The following is a 13892-nucleotide window of genomic DNA, read 5'->3' as shown; positions in this document are numbered from 1 at the left end:
GCCCGTCCTACCAGATCGCGTCGCCGCACCCGCAGCAACACACCGAACCCATTGAAAGGGGTCCGTGCATGCTGATCCGATACGGCTACGACATCACCCTGACCTGCACGCGGCCGACGCCGATGATCAGCCTCCTCGCCCTGCACGATGACCGGCGTCCGGACGTGCACGCGCCGGAGCAGATCGTCACCACGCCGCCGGTCGGAATCCGAACCTATCGGGACCTTTACGGCAACACCTGCCGTCGGTTCGTGGCACCCGCCGGCGATCTCGCCCTGTGGGGCGACGGAACGGTGGAGGACGACGGCGCGCCCGATCCGGTCGACTGGACCGCTGACGAGGCGCCGGTCGCCGACTTGCCGGACGACACCCTGGTCTATCTGCTAGGCAGTCGCTATTGCGAAACCGACCTGCTCAGCCAGACGGCCTGGGACATGTTCGGAACCGTTCCCCAGGGCTGGGGCCGGGTCCAGGCGGTCTGCAATTTCGTCAATGAACATATCGCCTTCGATTACTTGAGCGCGCGCGCGACACGAACCGCCCACGAGACTTTTCATGAGCGCGTCGGCGTCTGCCGCGACTATGCCCACCTGGCGATCACGCTGTGCCGCTGCATGAACATCCCGGCCCGCTACGTGAACGGATATCTCGGCGACATCGGCGTGCCGATCCTCGACCCGATGGATTTCAGCGCCTGGATCGAGGTCTATATCGGCGGGCGCTGGATGACGTTCGATCCGCGCAACAACGTGCCGCGCATCGGCCGCATCGTCGTCGCCCGCGGCCGTGACGCCGCCGACGTCCCGCTCGTCAACTCGTTCGGAGCGCACACCCTGAAGGCGTTCCGGGTCTGGACCTACGACGTCACCGACTTTGGCGCGGGCAACCCGGAGCCGCCGCCTCAGGGCCCGTAGACGATCGTCGGCAGCCAGGTGGCGAGCGACGGCCAGTACCAGAGGACCGCAAGCGCCAGCACCTGGATCATCACGAAGGGGATGATGCCGATATAGATGTCGGAGGTCCGCACCTCCTTCGGCGCGACGCCCCGGAGGTAGAACAGGGCAAAGCCGAAGGGCGGCGTCAGGAACGATGTCTGCAGGTTGACCGCCATCATGATGCCGAGCCAGACCGGGCTCATCGGCTCGCCGTTCGGCATCTCCATCTGCAACAGGATCGGTGCCACCAGCGGCACGACAACGAAGACGATCTCCAAAAAGTCTAGGAAGAAGCCGAGCACGAACATCAGCGCCATGACAGCGATCATCGCGCCGACCGCGCCGCCCGGAATGCCGGTCAGGAACTCGTGCACCATCTCCTCGCCACCAAGCCCGCGGAAGACGAGGCTGAAGAGAGCCGCGCCGATCAGGATGATGAACACCATGGCGCTGACCTGGGTGGTCGACCGGACCACCGGCACCAGCACGTCCTGGTCCCAGACCCGCCACAGCGAGACGATCAGCCCCCAGGCGATGCCGGCGCAGAACAGCATGGCGGCCCAGATGCCGATCTGGTCCTCAAAGGGGATCTCGGTGCGCGCGACGCGAAGGTCCATGTAGCTGGTCAGCACGAGGACGCCGACGAGCGAGACCACCGCCACATAGATCGCCAGCGGCCGTTCCTCGTCGAGCCGGTAGCCGGCGAGCAGGACCGCGCCGATGGCGCCGACCGCGGCCGCCTCGGTCGGCGTCGCGATGCCGGCAAGGATCGAGCCGAGCACGGCGATGATGAGGACGATCGGCGGCACCAGCGCATGCAGGATCTGCATCACCGTCACGTCGCCGACCTCGTCCATCGGCATCGCCGGCGAGGTCTTCGGCTGGGTGATCGCCATGAATATCTGGTAGAGCATGTACATGCCGACCAGCACCAGGCCGGGGATCAGCGCGCCGGCGAAGAGATCGCCCACCGACACCGTGTCCGGCGAGAAGATACCCATGTCGAGCTGGGCCTTCTGGTAGGCGTTGGAGAGCTGGTCGCCGAGGATGACGAGCACGATCGAGGGCGGAATGATCTGGCCGAGCGTGCCGGCCGCGGCGATCGAGCCGCAGGCAAGCCGCGGGCTGTAGCCGCGCTTCAGCATGGTCGGCAGCGACAGGAGGCCCATCGTGACGACGGTGGCGCCAACAATGCCGGTGGAGGCGGCGAGCAGCGCACCGACGATCGACACGGACAGCCCGAGGCCGCCGCGCAGCCGGCCAAACAGCCGGCCCATGGTCTCCAGCAGTTCCTCCGCGACCTTGGACCGCTCCAGCATGACGCCCATGAAGACGAACAGCGGCACCGCGATCAGCACCTCGTTGGTCATGGTGCCGAAGATGCGCTGCGGGAACGCGGACAGGAACGACAGGTCGAAGGAGCCGAAGGCATAGCCGACGAGCGCGAAGATAAGGGCAGTGCCGGCGAGCGTGAAGGCGACCGGGAAACCGGCCATCAACAGCACGCAGACGACGGCGAACATCAGGATGTCGAGGGCCTGGGCGAAGGTTTCCAAGGTTGTCCCCTCAATCGTGGTGGTGGCTGAGCGCCACCAGTTCGTCGGTGTCGCCGGCAAGCGCCATCAGCGAATGCAGCATCATGGACACGCCCTGCAGGCCCATCTGCACCGCAAAGACGATGATCGCCGTCTTCATGAGATAGACGCCCTGGATGCCGGAGGTCTCCTTGGAGCCCTCGAACACGGCCCAGGACCCGGCGACATAGGTCCACGACACCCAGACGATGAGGACGCAGACGGGGATCAGAAGGAAGGCCGCGCCGAGGAGGTTGATCAGCGCCTTCCTGGCCGGCGCTGCCTCCCGGTAGAAGATGTCGACGCGGACATGGCCGTCATGGTGCAGCGTATAGGCCGCCGCCAGCATGAAGTTGAAGGCGTGCATGTAGACGATCAGTTCCTGGGCCCAGATCGATCCGACCCCGAAGACGTAGCGCCCGACGACGATCGCGAATTGCAGAAGCACGATGAACAGCGCGAACCAGGCAACGAACTTGCCGGTGACGCTGTTCACGGCGTCGATTGCTTGCGCAAGGCCGCGCATCCCCCGCCTCCTTCACCGGCCGGTTCTGAACGACCCGGATGCGATCCGCGCCCGGCCGGCGGCAGCGGATCGAAAAAGGCCGGCGCAGAGGCGTCCGCGCCGGCATGTCCCGCGATGAAGCAGACCCCTAGCTGAACAGCGCCTTGGAGCGGGCGTTGAGATAGGCCTTCTCGCCGATGTCGTTCCAGCGGCCGACATTGTTGCGGGCCTTGTGGAAGCTTTCCAGCACCCGCTTGCCCATGTCGTCGTCGGCGGACTCGTTGACGACCTCGTCGCAGACCTTGGCGACGGCCGCCCAGACGTCGTCCGGGAACTCGCGCAGCGTCACGCCGTGCTTGTTGACCAGCGTGTCGAGCGCGGTGCCGTTATTGGCGTTGAACTCGGAGTACATCATGTTGGTCTCGGCATGCGCGGCGCCCGCGAAGATCGCCTTGTCGCTGTCGCTGAGCTTGTCCCAGACGCCCTTGTTGATGCCCATGCTGAGGCCCGAGCCCGGCTCGTGGAAACCGGGCCAGTAGTAGTATTTGGTGATCTTGTAGAAGCCGAAGGCGAGGTCGTTCCAGGGACCGACCCACTCCGTCGCGTCGATGGCGCCGGACTGCAGCGACGGGAAGATCTCGCCGCCCGGAAGCGATACGGCCGTTGCGCCCAGCCGGCGCAGCACTTCGCCGCCAAGGCCCGGAATGCGCATCTTCAGGCCCTTCAGGTCTTCCAGCGAGTTGATTTCCTTGTTGAACCAGCCGCCCATCTGGACGCCGGTGTTGCCGGCGATGAACGACTTGACGTTGAAGTCGGCGGCGAGTTCGTCCCAAAGCTCCTGGCCGCCCATGTGGTTGATCCAGGCATCGAGCTCGGCGGCGGTGAGGCCGAGCGGCACGGCGGCGAAGAAGTTGAACGCCTTGTGCTTGCCCTGCCAGTAATACTCCGCGGCGTGGTAGAGGTCGGCGGTGCCGGTGGAGACCGCGTCGAAGGATTCAAACGCCGGCACCAGCTCGTTGGCGGCATAGAGCTTGACGGTGATGCGGCCGTCGGTCATCGCGGTGATGCGATCGGCGACGCGCTGGGCGCCGGTGCCGAGGCCGGGGAAATTCTTCGGCCACGTCGTGACCATTTTCAGTTCCATATTGCCCTGCGCGATGGCAGGGGCGGCGAGCGTGGAGGCCGCGGCACCACCGGCCGTGGCGAGCCCCGCCTTCTTCAGAAATGAACGACGATCCATTGGTATCCTCCCTGGGAAACGAATTTCGGAGACGGCGAGCAGGTTGTCCCGCTTCCTTAAAGCCCCCGCCGGCCCGTGAGCCACTTGCGGTGGCATGGCCGAGAGTTAAACCGTAACTTCCCGGATGGTACAAGGGCAATAGCGCTTGATTGGCCAAGATATCTAACCACTTGGATCGGAGGCATTTCGACGCAAACGACTTGGCGGCGAAGCGATGCGGCCCGCCCCTCGCCAGCCGCCGGGAAATGTGCCAAGGATGATCCGACCGGGCCGGTGCCTCCGCCGGACGGCCCGGGAAATCTGGACAAAAAGATTCTGGAAAGACACCGATGCAAGACAGGCCGCCGCTCGTTCTGGTCACGGCAGACGTCAAGGAACTGGACACCTACCGCTGGCACGCGACCGTCTCCACCTACATCAACGCGGTCGCCGTCGGCGCCGGCGCGATCCCTGTGATCCTGCCCTCCCTCGGCGATGCCATCGACGTCGATGCGGTGCTCGACCGGGTCGACGGTGTGCTCGTCACCGGCTCGCGCAGCAACGTCCATCCCTCCAACTACGAGGTGGAGGAGACCGACGATTTCGCCCCGTTCGACCGCGAGCGCGACATGACCACCCTGCCGCTGATCGCCCAGGCCGTGGAGCGCGCAGTGCCGCTGTTCGTCATCTGCCGCGGCTTCCAGGAGCTGAACGTTGCCTTCGGCGGCACGCTGGCGACCGAGATCCAGCGCCTGCCCGGCCGGCTCGACCACCGCGCGCCGCAGTCCGACGACCACGACGTCCGCTTCGCGCTTGCCCATGACGTGACCCTGAAGGACGACAGCGTCATCGCCGGCATCGTCGGATCGAATACGATCCGGGTGAACTCCCTGCACCGCCAGGCCGTCGACCGGCTCGCCGACATGCTGGTGCTTGAGGGAACGGCCCCCGACGGCACCGTCGAAGCGGTCCGCGTGCGCGACGCCAAGGGCTTTGCCATCGGCGTCCAGTGGCACCCGGAATACTGGGTGACGAGCGACGAGCCGTCCAAGCGCCTCTTCAAGGCTTTCGGGGACGCGGTGCGCGAGCGCCAGCGGCTGAACCACCCGGGGATTTCCGACAGCCCCGGAAGCCAGGCCGCCGAATAGGCGGCGTTCCTCGCAAAGCCTCTGGCCTCCGGCCACCCCTCTGCTACTCTGTCGCAAAACGACAAGGCAGGGGGAACCAGATGTCCGCCCATCATCCGGACGACGACCACGACCATTCCCACCTCGACGCCATGACGCTGCGGGTCAAGGCGCTGGAGACGGTGCTGACGGAAAAGGGCTATGTCGACCCGGCCGCCCTCGACGAGCTGATCGACATCTACGAGAACCGCGTCGGCCCGAAGAACGGCGCCCGCGTCGTTGCCCGCGCCTGGAGCGATCCGGCCTATCGCGCCCGGCTGATGGAAAATGGCACCGAGGCGATCCGCGAACTCGGCTATGCCGGCCGCCAGGGCGAGCACATCGTCGTCGTGGAGAACACGCCCGGCGTCCACAACATGGTCGTCTGCACGCTGTGCTCCTGCTATCCGTGGCCGGTGCTCGGCCTGCCGCCCGTCTGGTACAAGTCCGCGCCCTATCGCTCACGCGCCGTCAACGACCCGCGCGGCATCCTTGCCGAATTCGGCGTCGAACTGCCCGCCGATACGGAGATCAACGTCTGGGACTCCACCTCCGAGATGCGCTACCTGGTGCTGCCGATGCGCCCGGAGGGCACCGAGGGCTGGAGCGAGGAGGACCTTGCCGCCCTCGTCACCCGCGACGCCATGATCGGCACCGGCCTGCCGCTTTCACCTGAAGAGGTGCCGGCATGACCACCGTGCACGACATGGGCGGCGTCCACGGCTTCGGCGTCGTCGAGGAGGAAAAAGACGAGCCGATGTTCCACGCCGAATGGGAACGGCGTGCTTTTGCCGTGACGCTCGCCTCCGCGGCGCCCGGCGGCTGGTCGCTCGACGAAAGCCGCTTCGCCCGCGAAAGCCTGCCGCCGACCCAGTATCTGACGTCGAGCTACTACGAGATCTGGTTCGCCGGCGTCGTCAACCTGCTGAAGTCCCGCGGCCTCGTCACCGACGCCGAGCTTGCCGCCGGCCATGCCCTGGAGCCGCCAAAACCCGGCATCAAGGTGCTGAAGGCGGAAGACGTCGCCGCCACCCTCGGGCGCGGTGGCCCGACCGAGCGCCCGGCGACGGCGCCGGCCCGCTTCCAGGTCGGCGACAGGGTCGTCACCAGCCGCGCCAACCCGCCGACCCACACGCGGCTGCCGCGCTATGCCAGGGGCCGCGTCGGCACCATCCACCGGGTCCACGGCGTCCACGTCTTTGCCGATAGGAACGCCATCCGCGCCGGCGAGAACCCCGCCTGGCTCTACAATGTCCGCTTCGAGGCGGGCGAACTCTGGGGCCCGGACGCGCAAGCCCCGAGCGCCGTCCATTGCGACCTCTGGGAGCCGCATCTTGAGCCCGCGTGAGGCGGCAGCGCTCGACGCGCTGCCGGCCCTTCCCCGTGACGACGACGGCCCGGTCTTTGCCGAACCCTGGCAGGCGTCCGCCTTCGCCATGACCCTGGCGCTCAGCGAAAGGGGCCTTTTTTCCTGGGCCGAATGGGTCGAGACCTTTTCCGGCGAGTTGAAGCGCGCGGCCGACGCCGGCACGCCCGACGACGGCAGCCGCTACTACCACCACTGGCTGGCCGCCCTGGAGCGCCTGATCGCCGAAAAGGGCCTCGCCGACCCCGTCCTGCTTGCGGGCGCACGCGACGCCTGGGACCGGGCGGCAAAGGCAACGCCCCACGGCAAGCCGATCGCGCTTGCTAAGGAAGACCTTGCCCGCATCCGGTCCACCGGTTGACAGGACGGCCCCGCCAATGGGAAATTGGCCAATGATTCCAAACAATTACACAAGGGGAGATATGTCATGAGCAAGATCAAGGACGAAGTGCTTGCCGCCAACGAGGCCTACGCCGCAGACTTCGGCGACAAGGCCAATTTGCCGATGCCTCCGGGCCGCGGCTTTGCCATCCTCACCTGCATGGACGCCCGCCTCGATCCGGCGAAATATGCCGGTCTCGCGGAGGGCGACGCCCATGTCATCCGCAATGCGGGCGGCCGCGCCAGCGACGACGCCATCCGCTCGCTGGTGATCTCGCACAAGCTGCTCGGCACCAATGAGTGGTTCGTCATCCACCACACTGACTGCGGCATGGAGACCTTCACCAACGAGGTCATGGGAGATCTTTTGTCCAGCAGCCTCGACACCGCGACCGTCGACGAAAGCGGCTGGCACGACACCGGCGCCGGCCCCGGCTCGGAGGAAGGCCGCTACATCAACTGGCTGACGATCTCCGACCAGGCAAAGAGCGTGCGCGCCGACGTCGCCCGCATCAAGGGCCACCCGCTGGTGCCGAAGGACGTGCCCGTCCACGGCTACATCTACGACTGCAAGACCGGCAAGCTGGTCGAGGTCACCGGCTGACCGATCCGGCAGTCTTTTGAACATAGGACCGGCGTCGAAAGGCGCCGGTTTTTCTTTGTAAAGGCAAAGGCCGTCAGAGCGTCGCCGGGGCCTGAAGCGCGGCAACGAAAAAGATAACGCCGACGAGGACGACGACGACGGCCGCGGCGATCTCCACACCGGCGAAGATGCGCCGCGCCCGCAGCGTTTCCGCGCCGATGATGCGCTGGGCGATGCCGCGGCTGGTCACGGCGATGATGGCGAGCGTCGAGATCGTCAGCGCCGTGCCGATCGCCATGATGTAAGCCGAGGCAACGCCGGCAAGATAGAGCCCCTGGGAAAGCGCAAAGACCAGCACGACCAGCGCGCCGGAGCACGGCCGCATGCCGATGGAAAACACCGCAGCGACGGCCTCGCGCAGCGACAGCTTTCCCGAGATCGCCTCCGGGTCCGGCGCGTGGCTGTGGCCGCAACAGGCATCGTCGTGGTCGTGATCGTGGCCATGCGAATGCCCGTGGTGATCGTGATGCCCATGATCGCTGTCAACACGGCGAATGACCGGGGCGGCCACATGGGCCGCGCCGACCGTCGGGGCCGGTGACCGGGCAGCCGGTGCCGGAGACAGGCGCAGGAAGGCGCGCGTCTTGCGATAGACCAGCCAGGCGCCGAGCAGGGCGACGAGGGCGAAGCTGCCGGCCTCGAACACACCGAGCGTCGACTTCATGGCGATGCTGGTGCCGCGGAGCACAAGGGCGACGACGGTGACGATCGCGACGGCGACGGTCGCCTGCACGAAGGCCGCGGCGAAGGAGAGCGCGACGCCCCGCTTCAGCGTCGCCTCGTTGGCGAACATGTAGGAGGTGATGATCGCCTTGCCGTGGCCGGGCCCGGCGGCATGGAAGACGCCATAGGCAAAGCTCAACAGGAACAGGAACCAGACGGCGGCCGAGTCGCCCTTGAAACGCCTGAGCGCGCCGATGAGCCGCTGGTAGAACTCCGACTGCATCCGCGCCACGGTGCCGATGATGCCGGAAAAGAAACCGGCCGACGGTGCCGACATCGCCTCCGGGTCGGCAACTGAGTGCGATTGCGGCGCGCTTTCGGCCGCGGGATCGGGCGTCCCGCTCTGCCCGCCCGGCGCCGTCGCGCCCGGATCTCCGGCCGCCATCCGCGTCACGGCGTCCTCGGCCGAGGGCGGCGTTGCCGCGGGCGTCGCCGCCACCGCATCGCCGCAGGTGATGACGACCTGGTTGACCAGCGTCTGGGTGATCGCCCTCAGCTCCGGAGGCGGCTCGCGCACGTCGGCGCCGATGGCGGCAAGCCGCGCCGCCGTCTCGTCGTCGAGCGGCTGCGGCAGCCGGATCTCCGTGCTGCAGTCGCCCGGCGCGTTGACGAGCTTGACCGCGTCGGCGTCCTTGGCGAAGCGGAAGTCGATGTAATAGGTCGGATCGTAGACGTCGAAGGTGACCTTGGTGTCGGAGCCGACAGGTTCCTTCAGCGGCAGGGTGAAGTGGAGTTCCAGGAGCTTCACCTCCTGCATCGGCTGGGTGCCGTCGCGCTCCGCATCCTCCGCGATCGCCTTGATGTCCTCGTCGGACATCGCCCAGTAGTCGGTGAGCGGCACGGAGACGAGGTCGAGCCAGTAGCCAGGCTCCGGCGGCTTGAAGTCGATTTCCACCTTGGTGTCGTCGCCGAAGGTGAAATAGCCCCAGTCCTTCAGCGAATTGACGTTGACGTCGGCAAGGTCGGCAAGCTCCTCGCGGGTGTACTCGCCGTCGCCATTGGTATCGAGGCCCTGGATCGCAAAGGCGGAAAAGGCATCGTCGAAGCGCCAGTGGTGGCGGATGGCGACCACGTTGCCCTTGCCGTCATAGACGATCTCGGCCTTTGCCTCGATGAAGACATGGGGGTGCGCCAGCGCCGGCCGGGCGAGTGCCACGAGCGATGCGGCGATGGCGATGAGCAGCGCGGCGGCCACGAGGGCGGGATGTCGCGATCGGATCATGGCGTCGATATCGCCTGCTGTGTGCGGGGCCTGCGGTTTGCGGCGGAACGCGAATCGGGAATGCGGCCTCTACGTCATCGCCCCGAAGATTGGCGAAAACGTGGAGCCGGTCCAGCCGGCCCACCCCCCTTTGAAATGCGCCTTCTCCATATACCTTCAAAGGCGGCGCCGCGCACTGACGGCGGTCAATCCCTCGCCCGCGGCCAGCCGCGGCCGAACCAGGCGGCCAGGAAGTCGATGAAGGCGCGCACCTTGCCCGGCAGGTGCCGGCGGTGGGGGTAGAGCGCATAGACGCCGATATCGTCGGACTGGAAGCCCGCCAGCACCTCGATGAGGGCGCCGGAGGCGATATCGCCGCTGGCAACGAACTCCGGCACGCTGGCAAAGCCGAGGCCACGAAGCGCGGCGGCGCGCACGGCGATCAGGCTGTCGACCTCGGCCGGCCCGCTGACGGAGACGGAAAACCGCTTGCCGTCCTCGCGGAACGTCCAGCTCGCCGGCACCCGCATGTTGCGGTCGATGATGCAGGGAAGGTCGGAAAGGTCCTTGGGATGCTGCGGCCGCCCCGAGGCCTCCAGCAGCAGCGGCGCGGCGACGATCTTGTTGCGCATCGGCGCCAGCCGCCGTGCGACGAGGCTGGAATCGGCCAGTTCGGAAATCCGGATGGCGACGTCGATCCCCTCTTCGACAAGATCGACATAGCGGTCTTCGAACCTGAGCGAGATGCGGATCTGCGGCTCGGTGGCGAGGAACTCCATGATCGGCTCGGCCAGCACCAGTTCGCCGAAGGAGCGCGGCGCGGAGACGCGCAACAGCCCGCGCGGCTCACCGTGCCGCTCGCCGAGCGAGCCGTTGAGGTCCTCGATCTTCTGGATGATCTCGGCCGCCTCGCGGACATAGGTCTCGCCCATTTCGGTCAGCGAAAGCTGGCGCGTGGTGCGGTTGAGGAGCCGGACGCCGAGCTCGTCCTCCAGCTCGCGCACATATTTGGAGACCAGCGCCTTGGACCGGCCGAGCGCCCGGGCCGCGGCCGAAAAGCCGCCCGACTCGACGACCTGAACGAAAATGCGCATGCGCGTCAGCGTGTCCATGGTCGCATCTATAGCATTGGAACGATTAAGAAAGCGACGCCCGTGCGCTGGTTGGAGTGCGCCTATGCGGCGCGTTCGGTCGCCTCCGCCTTGCGCCGGGCCCGGCGCTTGCGCCGCCAGCGATTTGCCGACCAGACGACGCCGCCGCCGAAATAGGCAAGGACGAAGCCGACAAGGGCGGCGAGAAGCCCCTCTATGGTCACCGGCACGGCCGGCTCGTAATCCTCATAGGCGCCCTCGGCGACCTCGCCGTCGAAGTCGCGGGCAAGCGCTACGATCCGGTTGACCGGCCCGGCCGACTGCATGGCGTCCTGCTGGCGCTCCAGCCGGTGATAGCGAGCGATGATCTGCGTCATCCGCTCGCCGCGCCGGCTGGCAAGGGTGTCGGGATTGTCGGAGAGACGCTTCAGGGCGTCGTCGGTCTTCAGGCCCTCGCGCTCGGCATCGGCGTTGAAGTCGGCGACCACCTGCTTCAGCTCGTCGATGGCGCCGCCAAGCCGCTGGCGATATTGCTGGGCAAATTCCGGCGCCTGGGAAAAGACGCCGCCGAGAATCAGCCCCAATGCCAGGATGATCGTCCGGCCCATCTTTCCCCTCCCGCTCATGTTCCCGTGTCGTTGTACCAGCATTCGGCAACGATTGAGAGACGTTCGCAAGGAAGAACGCCAGGAAACTGGCTCAGTTCCCGCGCCCCCGGAACCGCCGCTGATAATCGGCATCGTAGAGCGCGCTTGCCCGGAAGTCGGCAGAGCCGAGCACCGGACCGACCAGGATCAAGGCCGTGCGGTCGATATTCGCCTCGCGGACCTGGTCGGCGATGGTGCCAAGCGTGCCGGTCAAAACGGTCTCGTCGGGCCAGGAGGCGCGGAAGACGACGGCGGCGGGGCAGTCGGCGCCGTAGAAGGGCGTGAGCCTTGCTGCCACGTCCTCCACCACATGGATGGACAGGTGCAGCGCCAGCGTCGCGCCGGTGGCGGCAAAGGCTTCCAGCGTCTCGCCTTCCGGCATCTTCGAGGCGCGGCCGGTGGTGCGGGTGAGGATCAGCGACTGGCCGACCTCCGGCAGGGTCAGTTCCCTGCCGAGGACGGCCGCGGATGCGGCAAAGGCCGGCACGCCGGGTGTCACCGTATAGGGGATGCCGCGCGCCTCCAGGATGCGGATCTGCTCGCCCATGGCGCTCCACACGGAAAGATCGCCCGAATGCAGCCGGGCCACATCTTCACCGGCCTCGAACGCCCGGACATATTCCGCCTCGATCTCTTCCAGGCTCATCGGCGCGGTGTTGACGATCCGCGCGCCCGGCCCGCAATGGGCCAGCACCGCCTCATGCACCAGCGAGCCGGCATAGAGGCAGACGGGCGAGGCGGCGAGCAGATCGCGGCCACGCAACGTGATGAGGTCCGGCGCGCCCGGTCCGGCGCCGATGAAATGGACGGTCATGGAATCTCCCGGCAGATAGCGAGCGCGCAGGTGGCGTGCGCCGAGGCAATCCTCGGCCCGATCAGCTGCGCGGTGGGACCGGCAGCGGCGAGCGCACAGGCTTCCGCCACCGAGCCGTGGCCGGTTGCCGCCTTGGCCGCTGTTGAATGGGAAAGGCAGCGATCCGCGACCGCCGCCATATCGGCGTCCTCGATGAGATCAACGTCGAGGCCGAGCAGCCCCGGCAAGATGCCGACGATCGGCGCACCACTCTTGAAAGCAGGCACGGCAACGACATCCGCCGCACCAATGCCTGCATCATGCAGGCAGCCTTGCAGCAGGTCCGCAATCTCCTCCGCTGTCGCCTCGCTGGAAAAACCGATGCCAGCAACGATGCGTGCTGCCCCCGTTGCGGTTGCCGCCCCGCTCATGGCTTGACCGCGCTCCACTGGGTGACGGTCATCGCCGGCCGGAACCCGTGCATGCCGCCGATGGAATCCAGCCGCTCCACCGACAGTCGCGTCAGCGTGCCGCCGAGCCGCTGCACCGCGTCGATCAAGACGGCTTCGCTTTCCACGGTGATGGAATTGGCGACGATGCGGCCTCCCCGCTTCAACGCGCCATAAGCACCGTCGAGCACGCCGTCATTCGCAATCCCGCCGCCGATGAAGACGGCGTCAGGGGCCTCCAGCCCCTGAAACGCGTCCGGCGCCGAGCCCTCGCGGATATCGAGGCTTGGCACGCCGAGATCGACGGCATTGCGCGCCGCCCGCGCCGCGCGGACCGGATCGCGCTCGATCCCGATCGCCCGGTTCGCCGGGTCCGCGAGCAGCCATTCGATGGCGATCGACCCCGACCCCGCGCCGATGTCCCAGAGGAGTTCGCCGGAACGGGGCGCCAGTGTCGACAGGGTCACGGCCCGGACCTCGCGCTTGGTCATCTGGCCGTCGTTTTCAAAGAGTCCATCCGGCAGGCCGGATGTCCGCGGCAGGATAGCGGCGTCGGACCCGGCGACGATTTCCAGTGCGGTCAGGTTCAGCGGCCCGACATCGTCGAACGAAAAATCCCAGGCGGTCGTGCTGCGGATGCGCTCCCCTGGCCCGCCGAGGGATTCCAGAACGTGGATGCGGCTTTCGCCGAAGCCGCGCCGGGAGAGGAAATCGGCGACCTCGGCCGGCGTCGCCGCATCGGCGGACAGCGCCAGAACGCGGGCCCCCGGCTGCAAGAGCGGGGCGAGCGGCGCCAGCGGCCGGCCGCAAAAGGAGATGGTGCGCACATCCGCCAGCGACCAACCGAGGCGCGCGGCGGCCAGCGACAGCGACGACGGCGCCGGCACGATCCGCATCTCCTCCGGCGCGACGAAGGCGGTGAGTTTTGCGCCAACGCCATAAAAGAACGGATCGCCGGAAGCGAGCACGCAAACGGGACTGCCCCGCCGCCCGACAAGATGCGGGATCGCGTCGGTATAGGGGCTCGGCCAGGGCAGCCGCTCGCCGGAAATGAGCTTATCGGCCAGCGCCAGATGCCGCGCGCCGCCGGCGACCAGCTCGGCTCCTTCGATGAGCTTTTTTGCCGCCGGCGATAGCCCCTCGACACCGTCCTCGCCGATCCCCACAATGGAAAGCCAGCGCTCCGTCATTGCAGTCCC

15 protein-coding genes are annotated in these 13892 nt (G+C 67.1%); 6 read left to right on the top strand and 9 right to left on the bottom strand.

Translation table 11 applies throughout. The annotated features are described in order from the left end of the window. The first annotated feature begins 68 nt into the window (after positions 1-68). Positions 69-914, top strand: coding sequence for a transglutaminase-like domain-containing protein (locus tag M2319_RS01825; RefSeq protein WP_264599722.1), 846 nt, complete (start codon positions 69-71; stop codon positions 912-914). Here M2319_RS01825 and M2319_RS01820 read toward each other — a convergent pair. The 3 genes from M2319_RS01820 to M2319_RS01810 form a co-directional block, all read right to left on the bottom strand. Then, positions 902-2458, bottom strand: a complete 1557-nt coding sequence (locus tag M2319_RS01820) for a TRAP transporter large permease (protein WP_264599932.1) — start codon at positions 2456-2458, stop codon at positions 902-904. The genes M2319_RS01825 and M2319_RS01820 overlap by 13 nt on opposite strands. A 43-nt stretch (positions 2459-2501) precedes the next feature. After that, positions 2502-3035, bottom strand: coding sequence for a TRAP transporter small permease subunit (locus tag M2319_RS01815; protein WP_264599721.1), 534 nt, complete (start codon positions 3033-3035; stop codon positions 2502-2504). A gap of 127 nt (positions 3036-3162) precedes the next feature. Further along, positions 3163-4254 (bottom strand): TRAP transporter substrate-binding protein, encoded by a 1092-nt coding sequence (locus tag M2319_RS01810; RefSeq protein ID WP_264599720.1) that lies wholly within the window; start codon positions 4252-4254, stop codon positions 3163-3165. Positions 4255-4583: 329 nt separating this feature from the next. On the opposite strand from M2319_RS01810, the gene M2319_RS01805 reads away from it, so the two are divergent. From M2319_RS01805 to M2319_RS01785, 5 genes are all read left to right on the top strand, one after another. Next, complete coding sequence (locus M2319_RS01805) at positions 4584-5381, top strand: gamma-glutamyl-gamma-aminobutyrate hydrolase family protein (RefSeq protein ID WP_264599719.1); 798 nt, start codon at positions 4584-4586, stop codon at positions 5379-5381. 80 nt (positions 5382-5461) lie between these two features. Further along, positions 5462-6091: a nitrile hydratase subunit alpha gene (gene nthA / locus M2319_RS01800; protein ID WP_264599718.1), complete on the top strand. Its 630-nt coding sequence runs from the start codon at positions 5462-5464 to the stop codon at positions 6089-6091. Beyond that, complete coding sequence (gene nthB / locus M2319_RS01795; protein ID WP_264599717.1) at positions 6088-6747, top strand: nitrile hydratase subunit beta; 660 nt, start codon at positions 6088-6090, stop codon at positions 6745-6747. Before nthA ends, nthB begins: the two co-directional genes overlap by 4 nt. Then, positions 6734-7126, top strand: coding sequence for a nitrile hydratase accessory protein (locus M2319_RS01790; RefSeq protein WP_264599716.1), 393 nt, complete (start codon positions 6734-6736; stop codon positions 7124-7126). Before nthB ends, M2319_RS01790 begins: the two co-directional genes overlap by 14 nt. Before the next feature lie 66 nt (positions 7127-7192). Next, positions 7193-7750 carry a beta-class carbonic anhydrase gene (locus M2319_RS01785; RefSeq protein ID WP_264599715.1) on the top strand — a complete coding sequence of 186 codons (558 nt, stop codon included), beginning with the start codon at positions 7193-7195 and terminating at the stop codon, positions 7748-7750. Positions 7751-7823: 73 nt separating this feature from the next. On the opposite strand, the gene M2319_RS01780 is transcribed toward M2319_RS01785, so the two are convergent. From M2319_RS01780 to cbiE, 6 genes are all read right to left on the bottom strand, one after another. Continuing rightward, positions 7824-9734: a HoxN/HupN/NixA family nickel/cobalt transporter gene (locus tag M2319_RS01780; protein WP_264599714.1), complete on the bottom strand. Its 1911-nt coding sequence runs from the start codon at positions 9732-9734 to the stop codon at positions 7824-7826. Positions 9735-9919: 185 nt separating this feature from the next. Further along, positions 9920-10825: a LysR family transcriptional regulator gene (locus tag M2319_RS01775; protein ID WP_264599713.1), complete on the bottom strand. Its 906-nt coding sequence runs from the start codon at positions 10823-10825 to the stop codon at positions 9920-9922. A gap of 62 nt (positions 10826-10887) precedes the next feature. Beyond that, on the bottom strand, positions 10888-11412 hold the full coding sequence (locus M2319_RS01770) for a DUF2937 family protein (RefSeq protein WP_264599712.1): 525 nt from the start codon (positions 11410-11412) through the stop codon (positions 10888-10890). 91 nt (positions 11413-11503) lie between these two features. Beyond that, on the bottom strand, positions 11504-12265 hold the full coding sequence (gene cobM / locus M2319_RS01765) for a precorrin-4 C(11)-methyltransferase (protein ID WP_264599711.1): 762 nt from the start codon (positions 12263-12265) through the stop codon (positions 11504-11506). Continuing rightward, a complete protein-coding gene (locus M2319_RS01760; RefSeq protein ID WP_264599710.1) occupies positions 12262-12675 on the bottom strand; it encodes a cobalamin biosynthesis protein in 414 nt (137 codons plus the stop codon). The genes cobM and M2319_RS01760 overlap by 4 nt, the downstream gene beginning before the upstream one ends. Further along, a complete protein-coding gene (cbiE, locus tag M2319_RS01755; RefSeq protein ID WP_264599709.1) occupies positions 12672-13883 on the bottom strand; it encodes a precorrin-6y C5,15-methyltransferase (decarboxylating) subunit CbiE in 1212 nt (403 codons plus the stop codon). The genes M2319_RS01760 and cbiE overlap by 4 nt, the downstream gene beginning before the upstream one ends. Positions 13884-13892 lie beyond the last annotated feature (9 nt).

The organism is Rhodobium gokarnense (assembly GCF_025961475.1).
Taxonomy (GTDB): Bacteria; Pseudomonadota; Alphaproteobacteria; order Rhizobiales; family Rhodobiaceae; genus Rhodobium; species Rhodobium gokarnense.
Note: the sequence above shows the minus strand (reverse complement) of the source record. Positions and strands in the feature narration are given on the sequence as shown.